The organism is Synergistaceae bacterium (assembly GCA_017540085.1).
GTDB lineage: Bacteria > Synergistota > Synergistia > Synergistales > Aminobacteriaceae > JAFUXM01.
In genome coordinates, this window is record JAFYBQ010000029.1 from 37,742 (window position 1) to 51,310 (window position 13,569).

Annotated in this window: 13 protein-coding genes and 1 pseudogene; 5 read left to right on the top strand and 9 right to left on the bottom strand. The window is 49.9% G+C overall.

The window, feature by feature from the left end; genetic code table 11:
- Nucleotides 1-3 precede the first annotated feature (3 nt).
- The 5 genes from ftsY to IKQ95_06425 all read left to right on the top strand — a co-directional run bounded on the left by ftsY (nt 4) and on the right by IKQ95_06425 (nt 3,429).
- On the top strand, nt 4-927 hold the full coding sequence (ftsY, locus tag IKQ95_06405; protein MBR4196325.1) for a signal recognition particle-docking protein FtsY: 924 nt from the start codon (nt 4-6) through the stop codon (nt 925-927).
- On the top strand, nt 924-1,883 hold the full coding sequence (locus IKQ95_06410; GenBank protein ID MBR4196326.1) for a hypothetical protein: 960 nt from the start codon (nt 924-926) through the stop codon (nt 1,881-1,883). Before ftsY ends, IKQ95_06410 begins: the two co-directional genes overlap by 4 nt.
- Nucleotides 1,880-2,404, top strand: a complete 525-nt coding sequence (locus tag IKQ95_06415) for a DUF4416 family protein (protein MBR4196327.1) — start codon at nt 1,880-1,882, stop codon at nt 2,402-2,404. The genes IKQ95_06410 and IKQ95_06415 overlap by 4 nt, the downstream gene beginning before the upstream one ends.
- Before the next feature lie 182 nt (nt 2,405-2,586).
- Nucleotides 2,587-2,745 (top strand): hypothetical protein, encoded by a 159-nt coding sequence (locus IKQ95_06420; protein MBR4196328.1) that lies wholly within the window; start codon nt 2,587-2,589, stop codon nt 2,743-2,745.
- 36 nt (nt 2,746-2,781) lie between these two features.
- Nucleotides 2,782-3,429 carry a hypothetical protein gene (locus IKQ95_06425; protein ID MBR4196329.1) on the top strand — a complete coding sequence of 216 codons (648 nt, stop codon included), beginning with the start codon at nt 2,782-2,784 and terminating at the stop codon, nt 3,427-3,429.
- A gap of 35 nt (nt 3,430-3,464) precedes the next feature.
- Here IKQ95_06425 and IKQ95_06430 read toward each other — a convergent pair whose 3' ends face one another.
- From IKQ95_06430 to IKQ95_06470, 9 genes and pseudogenes are all read right to left on the bottom strand, one after another.
- Nucleotides 3,465-4,187, bottom strand: coding sequence for an ABC transporter ATP-binding protein (locus IKQ95_06430; GenBank protein MBR4196330.1), 723 nt, complete (start codon nt 4,185-4,187; stop codon nt 3,465-3,467).
- A gap of 11 nt (nt 4,188-4,198) precedes the next feature.
- Entirely contained in the window at nt 4,199-5,164 is a 966-nt protein-coding gene (locus IKQ95_06435; GenBank protein MBR4196331.1) for an ABC transporter ATP-binding protein, read from the bottom strand.
- Nucleotides 5,144-6,145, bottom strand: a pseudogene (locus IKQ95_06440) (branched-chain amino acid ABC transporter permease). Before IKQ95_06440 ends, IKQ95_06435 begins: the two are co-directional and overlap by 21 nt.
- On the bottom strand, nt 6,145-7,041 hold the full coding sequence (locus IKQ95_06445) for a branched-chain amino acid ABC transporter permease (protein ID MBR4196332.1): 897 nt from the start codon (nt 7,039-7,041) through the stop codon (nt 6,145-6,147). Before IKQ95_06445 ends, IKQ95_06440 begins: the two are co-directional and overlap by 1 nt.
- A 146-nt stretch (nt 7,042-7,187) precedes the next feature.
- Nucleotides 7,188-8,318 (bottom strand): ABC transporter substrate-binding protein, encoded by a 1,131-nt coding sequence (locus IKQ95_06450; GenBank protein ID MBR4196333.1) that lies wholly within the window; start codon nt 8,316-8,318, stop codon nt 7,188-7,190.
- Nucleotides 8,319-8,380: 62 nt separating this feature from the next.
- Entirely contained in the window at nt 8,381-9,397 is a 1,017-nt protein-coding gene (locus IKQ95_06455) for a DUF3089 domain-containing protein (GenBank protein ID MBR4196334.1), read from the bottom strand.
- Nucleotides 9,398-9,459: 62 nt separating this feature from the next.
- Nucleotides 9,460-10,473 carry a DUF3089 domain-containing protein gene (locus tag IKQ95_06460; GenBank protein ID MBR4196335.1) on the bottom strand — a complete coding sequence of 338 codons (1,014 nt, stop codon included), beginning with the start codon at nt 10,471-10,473 and terminating at the stop codon, nt 9,460-9,462.
- A gap of 50 nt (nt 10,474-10,523) precedes the next feature.
- Complete coding sequence (locus tag IKQ95_06465) at nt 10,524-12,164, bottom strand: S8 family serine peptidase (GenBank protein ID MBR4196336.1); 1,641 nt, start codon at nt 12,162-12,164, stop codon at nt 10,524-10,526.
- A 21-nt stretch (nt 12,165-12,185) separates the two neighbouring features.
- Nucleotides 12,186-13,541, bottom strand: a complete 1,356-nt coding sequence (locus IKQ95_06470) for an MATE family efflux transporter (GenBank protein ID MBR4196337.1) — start codon at nt 13,539-13,541, stop codon at nt 12,186-12,188.
- Nucleotides 13,542-13,569 lie beyond the last annotated feature (28 nt).

Genomic DNA, 13,569 nt, shown 5'->3' on the forward strand with positions numbered 1-13,569 from the left:
GTTATGGCATTGTTCGCAAAACTCCGGGAAAGCCTCAAGACTGTCCGGGAAAAATGGAGCGGCGGAATCGCAAAATTGTTCACTGCCGGAAAATTTGACTCCGATTTCTGGGACAACCTAGAAGAACAGCTCATAGCGGGCGACACTGGGCTTGACTTCACAGAAGAAATGATTGACTTCCTCAAAGCCGAGTCAAAGCGCAGAGGCATAAAATCTCCCGCAGACCTCAAAGACTCATTCACCGCAAAAATTGTTGACGAATTAAATTCCGTCAGCGGCATGGGACAGCCTTTCAGCCTCGAACATAGGCCGCTAGTCCTTCTCATGGCCGGGGTGAACGGAAGCGGCAAAACTACATCATCCGGCAAACTTGCGGCACTTTACGCCAAGCAGGGCAAGAAAGTCATAATGGCGGCGGCTGATACATTCCGTGCGGCGGCTGTCGAACAGCTCAAAGTATGGGCAGAAAGAGCCGGAGTCCGCGTAATAGCGCAGGGGCAGGGCAGTGATCCTGCGGCGGTTGCTTTTGACGCATGGAAGTCGGCTGAGTCCTCAAATACTGACGTGCTTATAGTCGACACGGCAGGGAGGCTTCACGACAAACATAACCTGATGGAGGAACTACGGAAGATTCACCGCATATTACTGCGCGAGGCAGGGAGCGAAAGACTCGAAACAGTATTAGTGCTTGACGCTGTATTAGGGCAAAATTCTGCGGCGCAGGCTGAGACGTTCAACAGCATAATACCCGTAACATCTATCATCCTCACAAAGTACGACAACACAGCAAAAGGCGGAGTCGTCATCTCAATAGCAAGAAAACTTCATATCCCCGTGCGTTATATAGGACTCGGCGAGGGAGCTGACGACCTTAACACGTTCAGCCCGGAAGATTTCGCCAATGCCCTTATGGAAATTAATCCGTGAACGAAAGAGATTACAGCCTCAAATACCTAACTCCTGAGTCAACGCTTCTGTATTTCCTGCGGACATTGTTCGCCTCGGCCGCTGAGTATGCAGTGTATATCCCTGACTCCGGCGACGTTATCATTCTCACGAAAGGCCAGCTCGTTTTTCTTGTTGAAAGGGGCTGTGCTGACGCAATGATTAAGACTCTCCCGCAGTTAGCCGCAAGAAATATCGTCAAGCCCATTAACCCGGAGGAAATAGAATACCCCGCCGAGTCCAGCGCGCTTTACGTTGAGACGGCCGGGACATTCATAGGGACTCTTAAGACCGCACTAAATCCCGATGAGCCTCAATATCCGCAGTGGTGGGACGCTCCTGTTCCTTTCGCCATATCATCGCGGGGAGTACTCCGGCTGAATGACACGGCGGTGAACATGTTCGGCAGCGGCCTGGAAAAGCTGAATGCCGCGGACCTTCCTGACCGGGACGAGTTTATAGTGAGGCTTGAAGGGACAAACGGCGCGAGGTTCATGGCGTTCCGAAAAGTTAGGCCGGGAATTTTCACGGTTGACGACTGCACAGAAGATCTCACTGACGCGCAGGACATAACATGGTGGGCGGCTGTCGGGCAGGCGTGGGTTAAAGAAATTGAGTCAAAGGGCGGAAAATGGCAGAGGCTCTCAGCAGTCCCGGAAGGAAAGAAGAAATCCTGCCGTGTGTGTGAATGGCAGGGGCAGGTTCAGGGGTATATTGACATTCAGATGCCGACAAGGAAGAAGCCCGCGCCGAAAACAGAGCCGGAAGAGCCTCCCGAACAGAAGCCGGAAATCCCGCCGGAAAATGAAGAGCCTATACAGCCTGAGCCGTTAAGCATGAGACAGCCCGATGACGTTATCGGGAGAATAGGCCCTCAGGCAATGGCACTTCTTGCCGCGGGGCAGTCAAGAGAAAACGGAGGGGAATACTTTCTATGAGAGAGCCGGAAGTCAAGAGAATCACCGGGATTTTGTACCCTGATGAAAATTTGCTTGCGTGGACTGTCGAACGCCTGACAGAAATCTGGGGTAATCCTGAAATTATGAGTCATCCTGTACCATTCAACAAGACAAATTATTATGACGAAATTTCGCCGAACCTGAAGCGTGTTTTTCTTTGCTTTCCGGGACTCGTGAACGCTTCCGGGCTTGCTGACTGGAAACATCAGGCAATCGATATTGAGGCCATGAGCCGAAAACCTGTCAGGGCGGTGAACATTGACCCAGGATATATTGACGGTGCGAGGCTGATTCTTGCGTCAACAAAAGACCACGCCCACAGAATATATTTGAGGGACGGAATTTTTGCTGAGGTAACAATGCGCTACAGGTTCAGGAAATGGGCGAGCTTTGATTACACTTTTCCCGATTTCGCAAGCGGAGTGTATGATGAATTTCTGTCGGCTGTGCGAAAATTATGGCTGAAGGAAAGCAGGCAGCCTCATTCCGTGTGCGTTTGACGGCGCAATACCAAGAAAGAAGGTTATATTATGGACGTTATAGCGAGTTTTGAGGATGAGTACGAATTTCTGAGCAACTTTTACGAGTGTGCTGTTACGTTTGAGGGATTGATTTACGGAAGCTCGGAGGCGGCGTTTCAGGCGCAGAAAACCTCAGGGCGAAATTCACGCAGAACCCGGACTTGTCGGACAAACTTCTTGCGACAAAGCAGGCACTCCTTGTCGAGGGAAATGACTGGGAGGATACATTCTGGGGCTTTGATGTCAATTTAGGTTACGGGCGGAATATGCTGGGTCAATTGCTCATGAAAATCCGGGCAGAGCTTCAGGGCAGGGCATAACATGTATAATATCCGCATGAAGGGAGATGATGAATTATGACCAGCGGAGATAATGCAGGAGGTATGCAGAGGCTTGAATTGTTGCTGAGGGAGCATTTTTCGCGGACGGAAAAGCAAATTTCAGATATGAGGGCGGAAAATGCAGAGTTTCACGCAACAATGATTAAGGAAATGGGCGCGTTCAAATCAGAAGTGAGGCAGGACATTGACACGTTCAAAACCGAAGTTAGACAGGACATCAAAGACTTCAAAGCAGAAGTAAAACAGGACATTGACACGTTCAAATCAGAGGTCAGACAGGACATTAAAGATTTCAAAGCAGAAGTAAAACAGGACATTGACACATTCAAATCAGAAGTCAAGCATGATATTGAAACGTTCAAAACCGAAGTCAGACAGGACATAACAGCAGTAAGGCAGGACGTTGGCGCGTTCAAGTCAGAAGTCAGACAGGGATTCAGAGAAGTGAAAGCGGAAATTTCAGAGCTTCAGAGAGATGTTACAGGATTACAGCATGATGTAGTAGGGTTGTATCACTGGGATTACTGGCTACTGTCAATAATTCTTGTTGTGTTCGCAATGCCTCAGATTGTCGCGGGAATAAAATCTCTTTTCGGTGCTATAGCTGACGGAATATCGCTGATTGCAAGAGCCTTCCGCGGAGAAGACAAACCGCAAAAATAATCCCCCCGCCTTTTGACGAGGGGACAAAATTTTTCTCAGCCTCCCAGATATGCCGCCCTCACTTTCGGATTGTTCAGCAGTTCCGAGCCGGTACCCGACAGACTCACCGCACCAACCTCAAGAACATACGCCCGGTGCGCGGCCTTCAATGCGGCAAAAGCATTCTGCTCCACAAGCAATATCGTTCTCCCCTGCGCGTTAATCTCCCGGATAATCTCGAACACCTCATCAACAAGAACCGGCGCAAGTCCCAAACTCGGCTCATCAAGCATAAGCAGGTCAGGACGGCTCATCAATGCCCGCCCAACCGCTAACATCTGCTGCTCACCGCCGGACAATGTTCCGCCCTTCTGCCTGTGTCGTTCCTTCAGGCGGGGGAAAAGCGTATACACATAATCCATATCAGCGGCTATCCCGTCAGAGTCATCACGTATATATGCCCCTAACGCTAAATTCTCCTCAACCGTAAGCTGAGGGAGTATTCTGCGGCCTTCGGGACTCAATGATATTCCGAGCTTCACATGATCTTCTGCGGGACGGCCTGCGATATTCACGGACTTATTGTCGCGGGGTGATGTGTAGGTCATTTCGCGGGCGGTTGATTTCGTCAGTCCCATTATTGAGCGGATTACGCTTGACTTCCCTGCACCGTTCGCGCCTATGAGGGTTACAATTTCCCCCTTGTTGATTTCGAGTGAGACATCTCGCACTGCATGTATTGCCCCGTAATTCACATTGAGGCCGTCAACTTTCAGCATTGGTGAACTCATTATGCTATGCCCCCTTTCGGCATTTCGTCTCCCCTGACAAGGGGAGGTGTCAGCTTGCTGACGGAGGGGTCGCTCTCCTGCGTAAGGGGAGGTGTCAGCTTGCTCACAGAGGGGTCGCTGGCGGAGGGGTCAGCTCCTAAATACGCCTCTATGACTCGCGGATTGGCTTTGATTTCCTCCGGCGTTCCCTCGGCTATGTGGACTCCCTGATCAAGCACGTGAATATAGTCGCACACATTCATCACAACCTTCATATCATGCTCAATCAGTAATATTGTCAGGTCAAATTCATCTCGCAGTCTCCGTATGAACTGCAAAAGCTCTTCTGACTCCTGCGGATTCATTCCGGCGGCGGGTTCGTCAAGAAGCAAAAATTTCGGACGTGTCGCCAATGCCCGCGCAATTTCTAGCCGTCTCTGCGCTCCGTATGGCAGTGAGGACGCTTTCTCGTAAGCAAAACCATCAAGCCCAAGCTGTGAAAGCAAGTCCATCGCCCTGGCTTTAGCGGCTGAGTCCTCGCGTATTACGTCCGTGAATATGAACGGGGCTAACGTCATCCACCACGAATATTTTTGACGTATCCGCGAGCCTGTCATAACGTTCTGCAATACTGTTTCATGGCCGAACAAGCGTATATTCTGAAATGTCCGGCTCATTCCCGCACGACAGACTTTATCCGGGCTTAATCCTCCGATCGACTCTCCCATGAATTTTATCGTTCCTGATGTCGGCTTGTAGAACCCGCTTATGACGTTGAAGGCAGATGTTTTCCCCGCTCCGTTAGGGCCGATGAGTCCCATTATCTGACCGCGCTTAATGTCAAAACTTAGGTCATCAATCGCCGACAGACCGCCGAATCTCAATGTTACGTTGCGGACTTCAAGCACCGAGTCAGACGAGGGAGTCTCAGTTTTGGGATGTGCTTTGCGTCTTGGGAAAAATATATCCCACGTGAACTCGCGCATTCCCATAATGCCCTCGCGCCGGAAGATGATAACGACAATCAGCAGTAACGAGAATATTACCATCCTCATGCCGGGTATGCCGGGGATATTTATGCTGCCTATTGTGATTGGGTTCTCGACGAATCTCAGCCACTCAAGCATTGTCGTAACTAGAGCAGAGCCGATAATAGAGCCTGTTACGCTTCCGAGTCCGCCCACAACGATTATCATCAAAATATTGTACGTCTGCGTAATCATGAACATTCGCGGGTCAATCGTCGTAATCAGATTTCCCATTAATGCCCCTCCGAGTCCCCCGCCGAAACAGCCCAGCGTGAACGCCAGCACCTTAACCCGGAACGTATTTATACCCATCATTCTCGCGGCTACCTCATCATCCCTCACTGCCCGCAGGACTCCGCCGAAATTGCTGCGCAACATGCAGACCATGCACAGCAGTACAACTCCGAGACAGCCCCAGCTCATGAACAGAGTCGTGTAGGCCGGTATACCTTTGAGGCCGAGTGAGCCGTTTGTGAGTCTCGCAGTGTTTGTGATTAGGATTCGTATTATCTCCGCAAAACCTAACGTAGCTATACCGAGATAATCACCGCCGAGTCTCAGCACAGGAAGCGCGACAATCAGCCCGAAAAACGCCGCAACGAGTCCCGCGATTATTATTGACGCTATGAAAGGCGTGTTGACTTCAAGCAGCCAGGGATAAATGTCCTCAAGAATCCACATGGCATTTTTCTGCGACGGCGTGAGAACAAGCAATGCGGAGACATACGCCCCTATTGCCATGAATCCCGCGTGGCCTAATGAGAACATTCCCGTAATGCCGTAAATGAGATTGAGACTCAGGGCTAGTATTGCGTTGATTGCGATTAGGTTAAGGATTCTCTGCCAGTAGCCATTAAGGAGAAGGGGAGCTTTTTCGAGGAAGTACGCGAAAAGTATAACGCTAATTACAGTGAGGATTAAATTTCGTGTGCGTCTCATTATATTTTGTCCTCCAATTTCTCGCCAAGTAACCCCGTAGGACGGAATAGCAGTATCATTATCAGCAGGAGGAACGCGAAAGCATCCTTATACCCCGAAAGAGTCGGGAAGAACGCAACCGACATAATTTCAACAAAGCCGAGAATTAATCCCCCTATCATCGCGCCCGGCACCGAGCCAATTCCCCCGAAAACAGCCGCGATAAATGCCTTTATTCCCGGAGTCATTCCCATGAACGGCTCAACACGAGGGTAACGCAATGCCCACATTATTCCCGCCACAGCCGCAAGCGCAGACCCAAGCCCGAACGCAAGAGCTATAATTTTGTTGACTGATACGCCCATCATCCTTGTTGCTTCAATGTCGAACGATATAGCCCGCATAGCCAGTCCCGGCTTTGTGCAGTACAAGAGCCACAAGAGTCCACCGACTAGCAGGAACGACACTACCGGCACGAGAATCCCAAGAGGAATCAGCCTGACACCGCCGGAAAACTCGATAGGCTTCATGAGAATCGGAGGCTGTACGACAGGCCGCGGCATTCCAGTGAACACAACAACCGCGAAATTTTCGATGAAGAATGATACTCCTATCGCGCTGATTAGGGCAGAGATTCTCGGAGCTTCCCGCAATGGCTTGTAGGCGATTCGGTCAACGAGGAGTCCGCAAATTGTCGTGAGGATTACAGCAATGATTACGCCGACAGCCCAAGGGAGATGGTAGACGATTGTCGCAAAGTAGACGAAATACGCGCCCAGCATGAATATATCGCCGTGAGCGAAATTTATGAGCCTCAAAATTCCGTAGACCATTGTATAGCCCACAGCAACAAGCCCGTAAAGTGAGCCGAGACTCAATGCGTTAATGAAATGCTGAATGAATATATTTAAGTTCAAATATTTTCAGCCCTTTCTGTGAATTTAGGATTATGAGATTGTATCATTGTCCGCAAAAAAATTTTGTCCGCAGAATTTTTACATTCCGCAAAAAAAAAACAGAGCCGGGATTTTCTCCCAGCCCTGCCGGAATTTTCGCGCCCGTTTTACACTTCAGGCTTCACGATTCCGATAAATGTCTTTTTCCCGTTCTTTATCTCAACGATTCCCATGTCTTTCTCTGCGTCATGGGTGGCGTTGATTGTCGTCATTCCTGTAACTGTCGGAAGGTCTTTCACGGTTTCGAGAGTGTCGCGGATTCTTGCGGGGTCGGTGCTTCCGGCTCTCTCGATTGCGTCCTTCAGCATTATGTAGCAGTCGTAACCCAGAGCGCAGTTTACGTTAGGGGCTTTGTCGGGGTGGACTTTGTTCCATGCCTCTGTGAATGCCTTTGCGGTGTCGTTCATTTCGGGCATTGAGGGGTCATAGGCAAATGTCGTATGCATGAAGCCTTCTACAGCGTCCCCGCCGAGCGTAACGATTTCGGGGTTGTCCATTGCGTCAGCACCGATAAATTTGAACGTTGCGCCGAGTTCTTTGGCCTGCTTGAGGACAATTGCGCCCTCCGCGAAATATGCAGGGAGGAACACTATATCCGGCTTTGCCTCCATAAGGCTTGTGAGCTGGGCTGTAAAATCCGTGTCGCCGGTCTGATACATGAGGCTTGCGACAATTTCCCCGCCCATTTTCTTGAAGGAGTCGCGGAAGAATTTTCCGAGTCCAACGCTGTAATCATTCGACATGTCAACGAGGGTAGCGGCCTTCTTGAGTCCCAAATGCCTGAATGCGTATGTCGCCGCCCCCGCGCCCTGAAACGGGTCAATGAAGCAGACGCGGAAATAGAACTTTTTGCCCTGAGTCACAAGAGGATTCGTGCATGATGTTCCGATTACGGGGACTCCGGCTTTCTCTGCGACTTCTCCCCCGGCCATAGCCAGCGATGAGCCGTATGTGCCGATTATCGCGTTCACTTTGTCATTCTCGATGAGGCGTGTTACGGCGTTGGCGGCCTCTACCTTGTCTGACTTGTTGTCGACTATGACAAGCTCGACTTTCTTCCCGGCGATTTCGGGGAATAACGAGTGTGCTAACTGCGTTCCCTCAAGCTCAAGCTGTCCGCCGAAAGCATTTTGCCCCGTCAGGCAGTTGAAGACTCCGACCCTTATCACATCGTCAGCCGCAAAAGCGCAGGAAGTGAGCATTAACACGAGCATTAACGCCGCTGAAATTTTACGCATTGTGAAAATACATCTCCTTTGTGTTTTTTGTGGATTGCGGAAATTATATCACGCACGGAATTTTACTCGGCGGCATGAAGGGACATATAAGCCGCGACTCGTTTTGCGACGTTGGCTTTGATGTTGCTGTAGTAGAACGTGTAATCGTTATCGTGTCTTACGTCCGGCCCGAAATATTCCAGTGTGATTCTTGCGGCTTCTTCCGGCATTGGGTCGGCTTTTGCGTTCGTTACCAAAACACCGCGTGCAAGATTTATTTGCGCGTCTGCACCTATGTCAGCGATTACGTGTTCTCCCTTTTCGTTCACAATGAGCGAGCCTAAATTTTCGCTTGCGGGTGCGTAAGTCTCATCGAGCTTCCAGTTCAGAGGGTTAATGCTGATTGCTCCCGAAAGTACTACAATATTCGAGGCGTTTTGCTTTACATTCATTGAGCCTTCTGTGTTCCAGCTGATGACAACTCCCGTGTCAGTCTCACCTGTCGCAAACTTCAAATGCGGGCAATTTTTCAGGTCATCTTTTGTTACTGAGTAGCCTATGACGTAAGCGGCGATCATTCGTTTGTAGTAATCGGGATGTTCAGCAAAATATTTTTTGAGTACGAGTCTTACGAGTGCTGACCCTTGGCTGTGTCCTGCGATGATGAACGGCCTTCCGTTGTTGCAGTTCGTGAAGTAGTAATCAAGCGCGGCTGTTATGTCGCTGTAGGGTATTCCTGAAATTGCCGCGTCAATATCGCCAGTCTCAAGCCAGGATTTTTTCATGACTATCATTCCCGCCTGACGGTAATACGGCATGAATATATTTGTGCATTCCTCGAACACAGTTGCGTGAGCTGAATATTCTTCCGGAAACCGCGCTAACATTTCTTCATTGTCGAGCGGAGCATATTCGGGTGAATCTTCTTTCAGGCTGTCGAATACATACGATGTTGAGTTGATATAGAACGTATCAGCGTCCTTTGTGATTTCCGGGAACTTGTACCAGCTCGCCCTTTGTGAATAATCGGGAGCATTCCCCGCAAAAGCGCAGGCACCGAACATTAACACGAGAATTAACGCCGCTGAAATTTTACGCATTGTGAAAATACATCTCCTTTGTGTTTTCTGTGGATTGCGGAAATTATATCACGCATGGAATTTTACTCGGCGGCATGAAGGGACATATAAGCCGCGACTCGTTTTGCTGCGTTGGCTTTGATGTTGCTGTAGTAGAACGTGTAATCGCTTTCGTGCCTGCCGTCAGGGCCAAAGAAATCTCCGGCAACCTTGGCTAATTCCTCCGGCATTGGCTCGATTTCGGCGTTCGTTACGACTGTTCCGCGTGAAAGAACAATCTGCGCGTCTGCTCCAACATCGCCAATTTCAAGTTTGCCTGTCTTTTCGTTCAGAACGAGAGAGCCGAGATTCTCGCTTGCAGGGGCGTAAGTCTCATCGCGCTTCCAGTTCAGCGGGTTGATACTGACTGCGCCCGGCAATAATACAGCGGTCTTTACATTCCCTTCAACATTCTTTTTGCCCTCAGTGTTCCAGCTGATGATGACTCCCGTGTCGGTCTCACCTTCCGCGAATTTCAGGTGCGGAAATGATTTGAGGTCGTCTTCTGTTACGGAGTAGCCTATGACGTAAGCGGCTATCATTCGGCTGTAGTATTCGGGATGCTCCCTGAAGTATTTTTTGAGGACGAGTCTTGTTATGGCTGATCCCTGACTGTGTCCTGCGATGATGAACGGCCTACCCCCGTTGCAGTTCGTGAAGTAGTAATCAAGCGCGGCTGTTATGTCGCTGTAGGGTATTCCTGAAAATACTGCGTCGCTTTCCCCGGTCTTTTTCCAGACTTCCCCTGCGTGCTTTAAGCTGACCTGCCTATAGTACGGCATGAATACATTTGTTGAGTCCTCGTATGCACTTGCCTGCAAAATGTAGCACGCTTCCGCACCCTGCCTCATTTCGTCATTGTCGAGCGGCGCGTAATCGGGATCGCCTTCTTTGAAGCCCATATATTCTGTTGGGTAGATGAAAAACGTATCAGCGTTCTTTGTGATTTCCGGGAATCTGCACCAGTTTTCCTTCTGCGAATAATCGGGAGCATTCCCCGCAAAAGCGCAAGCACCGAACATTAACACGAGAATTAACGCCGCTGAAATTTTACGCATGGTAAGAATACAACTCCTTTGTTTGTTTTGTGGAGATTGCGGAAATTATATCATGCATGGAATTTTATCCGCCTGAGAATGAATCCCACCGCAAGAATCACAAGCACCGTCCCCGCTCCCATACTGCACCCGGATGATGACCCGCTCCCGCGTGAACGCTTTTCGAGAAGGTCATACGCCGCTTTCACGTCAAGAAGCCCCGTCCGGCTGACTCTCCCGGCTCCGTCAAGTTGCTTGTAACGCCCGTAAATGAACTCATACCTCACTTTAAGGGAGTTTATCTCATCAGCGCGCTTGTCAGGGGAAATTTTCCCCCTTGCTATCATTTTGTCAACTTCCGCGACTAACTCCTCATCTGTCGGTACGGCGTAAGTATAGGGATACACAACCGGATTAATGTCCCTGTTCGCCCCGTCAAGAAGGGCTGATTTTATCTGTCTAGGCTCTGCGTTCGGGAATGCCGACATCAGCAAGGCCGCCGCTCCCGTAACATGAGGTGTTGCCATTGATGTCCCGTTCAAATATTTGTACATGGCCGGGTTTTTGCCTTCTATTGCAATCGGGGAGTAAGTGCTAAGGATTCTGACTCCCGGCGCGGCTATGTCTACTTTTTCGCCCCAGTTCGTGAAAGACGCTGCCTTGTCCGCCGAATCTATAGCTCCCACTACAATAAGGTTGTTCAGCCCGGTGAATGACGAGGGATAATCGTACATTCCTTCCTTAAAGACGTTACTGTCGCTGGGATCGTCAAACGGTGCAGGCGCGCCAACCTGAAGCCCTGAGTTTCCGGCGGCAACTACAATCAACGTCCTGTTGAGGGAGTCGAGTGCCTGATATGCCATGTAGTAGACATCATTCCGCATTTCGTCAGGCGTGAAGGGAAGAGCAGCACCCAGCGAGAAATTCAGCGCGGCCAGCCTCATATCAGAGTCCCTGCGGAGAAGGCTCACGATGTAATTCAGGGCGCGTATTTCGTAGTTGATTGTCTCGTAAGCGTTCTCTGTGTCGAAAACTCTCACGGGGATAATTTTCACGTTCCAATTTACCCCGGCGACACCGAGATTATTATTTCCGACCGCGCCGATTGTCCCCGCAACGTGAGTCCCATGACCCTGAAAATCAGCGTCCCAGCTCACATTACGCAGGTCATATTCTCCGCTTACTGTATGTGTGTTGAAGCCGTACTCTGTCGCAATATTGGCCGTCAAGTCCGGGTGCCGGTATATTCCTGAGTCAACAACGCAGGCGTAAATGTAGTGAGTCCCCTTTGTGCTGTCCCACACCGCCGGGGCGTTTATGGCCTTCAGTCCCCAGCATAAATCCGCGCTAGGGTCATCGGGAAATGCTGAAGCCTCGAACGACTGACTCCGGGTGTAATAGTTCGGCGATGCTGTGATTACGTCCGGGCGGGCTTTGAGGGCAGAAATTAATTCCTCCGCTGACTTTTCCTGCGAACGCACAAGAACGAATATTCCGCCGTCAATTTCGGACAATGCCTCGTAAGTTTCAGCCACTGACGCGCCAATCTCCTCCGCCGCCTGAATGACTCTGTCGCTTGCCGACGATACGCTTACCCCTTCAGGCACACGGAAAACCGCTAGAGCCTCGCCCTTTGCGTAAGTCTCAGAAAACGCAGGGCAGGAAAGAATCATCACAGCAAAAACTGACAGCGCAAAAATTTTTCTCTTCATGAAAATATTACCTCCTCTGAATTATCGTAACGCTGCTATTTTTTTGTCCCAGCCGGCCCGCTTTATGTGAAGAGTCATTAACACGGTGCATACAAACCAGCCGAGAGGATAGCCGATAGCTATAAAGTATACCGACTCAGTCAAACGCGATATGATAAATAAATATATCTGCCGGAACACTACGAACGACATTAGCATTATCATCATGGGACTCTTAGAGTCGCCGACTCCCCTTAACGCCCCGGCCTGTATCTGATTCGTTGCGTTCACGGGGTCAAATATGCTGTTGAGTCTCAGGAACAACACCGCGAATCCGATGACGGCGGAATCCTGGTTGAACAGCCCTGCGATATTCGGCGCGAAAATGTACAGGCACATAATGATACATGCGGAAATGCTCCACGATATGCACAGCCCCTGAAGGAGTCCTTTGCGGATTCTGTCGGGGTTCCTTGCTCCGGCGTTCTGTCCGACAAAAGTTGTTACAGCCATTGCCATGCTCTGAGTCGGGAGAATCACGAAAGCGTCAACGCGGGCATAGATTCCCCATCCTGCTGTCGAGGCCGCCCCGTATGAGTTGATATATGCCTGTACAAAGACGTTTGAGAATGATGTTACGGCCATCTGAAATCCTGCGGGGAATCCAATGGCAATAATCCTGCGTAATATTTTCGTGTCTATTCTCATCTCGTGCCATGTCAGACTATGGACTTCATGACTCCTGAACAGTATCGCGAATATAATCAAGCCTGAGACTAACTGAGATATTATTGTGGCATAAGCGACTCCCGCAACGCCCGACTTAAATTTTATGACGAACAGCAAATCAAGAAATATATTCAGCACTGACGCTAATATGAGGAAATACAGAGGCCGTTTTGAGTCACCGACCGCCCGGAGAATCGCGCTTCCCATGTTGTATAGCATAGTCCCGCCCAGTCCAAGCGAGAATATTTGCAGGTACACTACAGCTTCACGGAAGACTGACTCAGGAGTATTCATCATGCGGAGCAGGTGAGGAGTCGAAAAATAGCCCAAGGCGGAAATCACAAGAGCCATGATTATTGTTGAGACTACTGCGGTGTGAGTGGCCTTGCGGAGGCTGGGAATGTCTTTCGCGCCGAAATACTGCGAGATTACCACGCTTGCGCCCATTGCCAGCCCGATAAACAGTCCGATTAACGTAATCACGATTGGGATTGTTGATGTTACCGCGCCGAGAGCGTCAGCCCCTACGAAATTTCCGACTACTATGCTGTCTACTGTATTGTATAGCTGCTGAAAGATATTGCCGACAAACAGAGGAAACGCGAAACTGATTAAATGTTTCCATATTGTTCCGTCTGTCATGTCTTTTACGTGTGAAATTTTTGGCAAGATATTACCCCCCTTTGACGGGAAAAAT

Coding starts and splice junctions, on each gene's coding strand:
- IKQ95_06430 (MBR4196330.1), bottom strand. CDS start 4,187: ATGCTGAAAGTTGACGGCCTCAATGTGAATTACGGGGCAATACATGCA.
- IKQ95_06435 (MBR4196331.1), bottom strand. CDS start 5,164: ATGCGCGAGTTCACGTGGGATATATTTTTCCCAAGACGCAAAGCACAT.
- IKQ95_06425 (MBR4196329.1), top strand. CDS start 2,782: ATGACCAGCGGAGATAATGCAGGAGGTATGCAGAGGCTTGAATTGTTG.
- IKQ95_06460 (MBR4196335.1), bottom strand. CDS start 10,473: ATGCGTAAAATTTCAGCGGCGTTAATTCTCGTGTTAATGTTCGGTGCT.
- IKQ95_06455 (MBR4196334.1), bottom strand. CDS start 9,397: ATGCGTAAAATTTCAGCGGCGTTAATTCTCGTGTTAATGTTCGGTGCC.
- IKQ95_06415 (MBR4196327.1), top strand. CDS start 1,880: ATGAGAGAGCCGGAAGTCAAGAGAATCACCGGGATTTTGTACCCTGAT.
- IKQ95_06450 (MBR4196333.1), bottom strand. CDS start 8,318: ATGCGTAAAATTTCAGCGGCGTTAATGCTCGTGTTAATGCTCACTTCC.
- ftsY (MBR4196325.1), top strand. CDS start 4: ATGGCATTGTTCGCAAAACTCCGGGAAAGCCTCAAGACTGTCCGGGAA.
- IKQ95_06465 (MBR4196336.1), bottom strand. CDS start 12,164: ATGAAGAGAAAAATTTTTGCGCTGTCAGTTTTTGCTGTGATGATTCTT.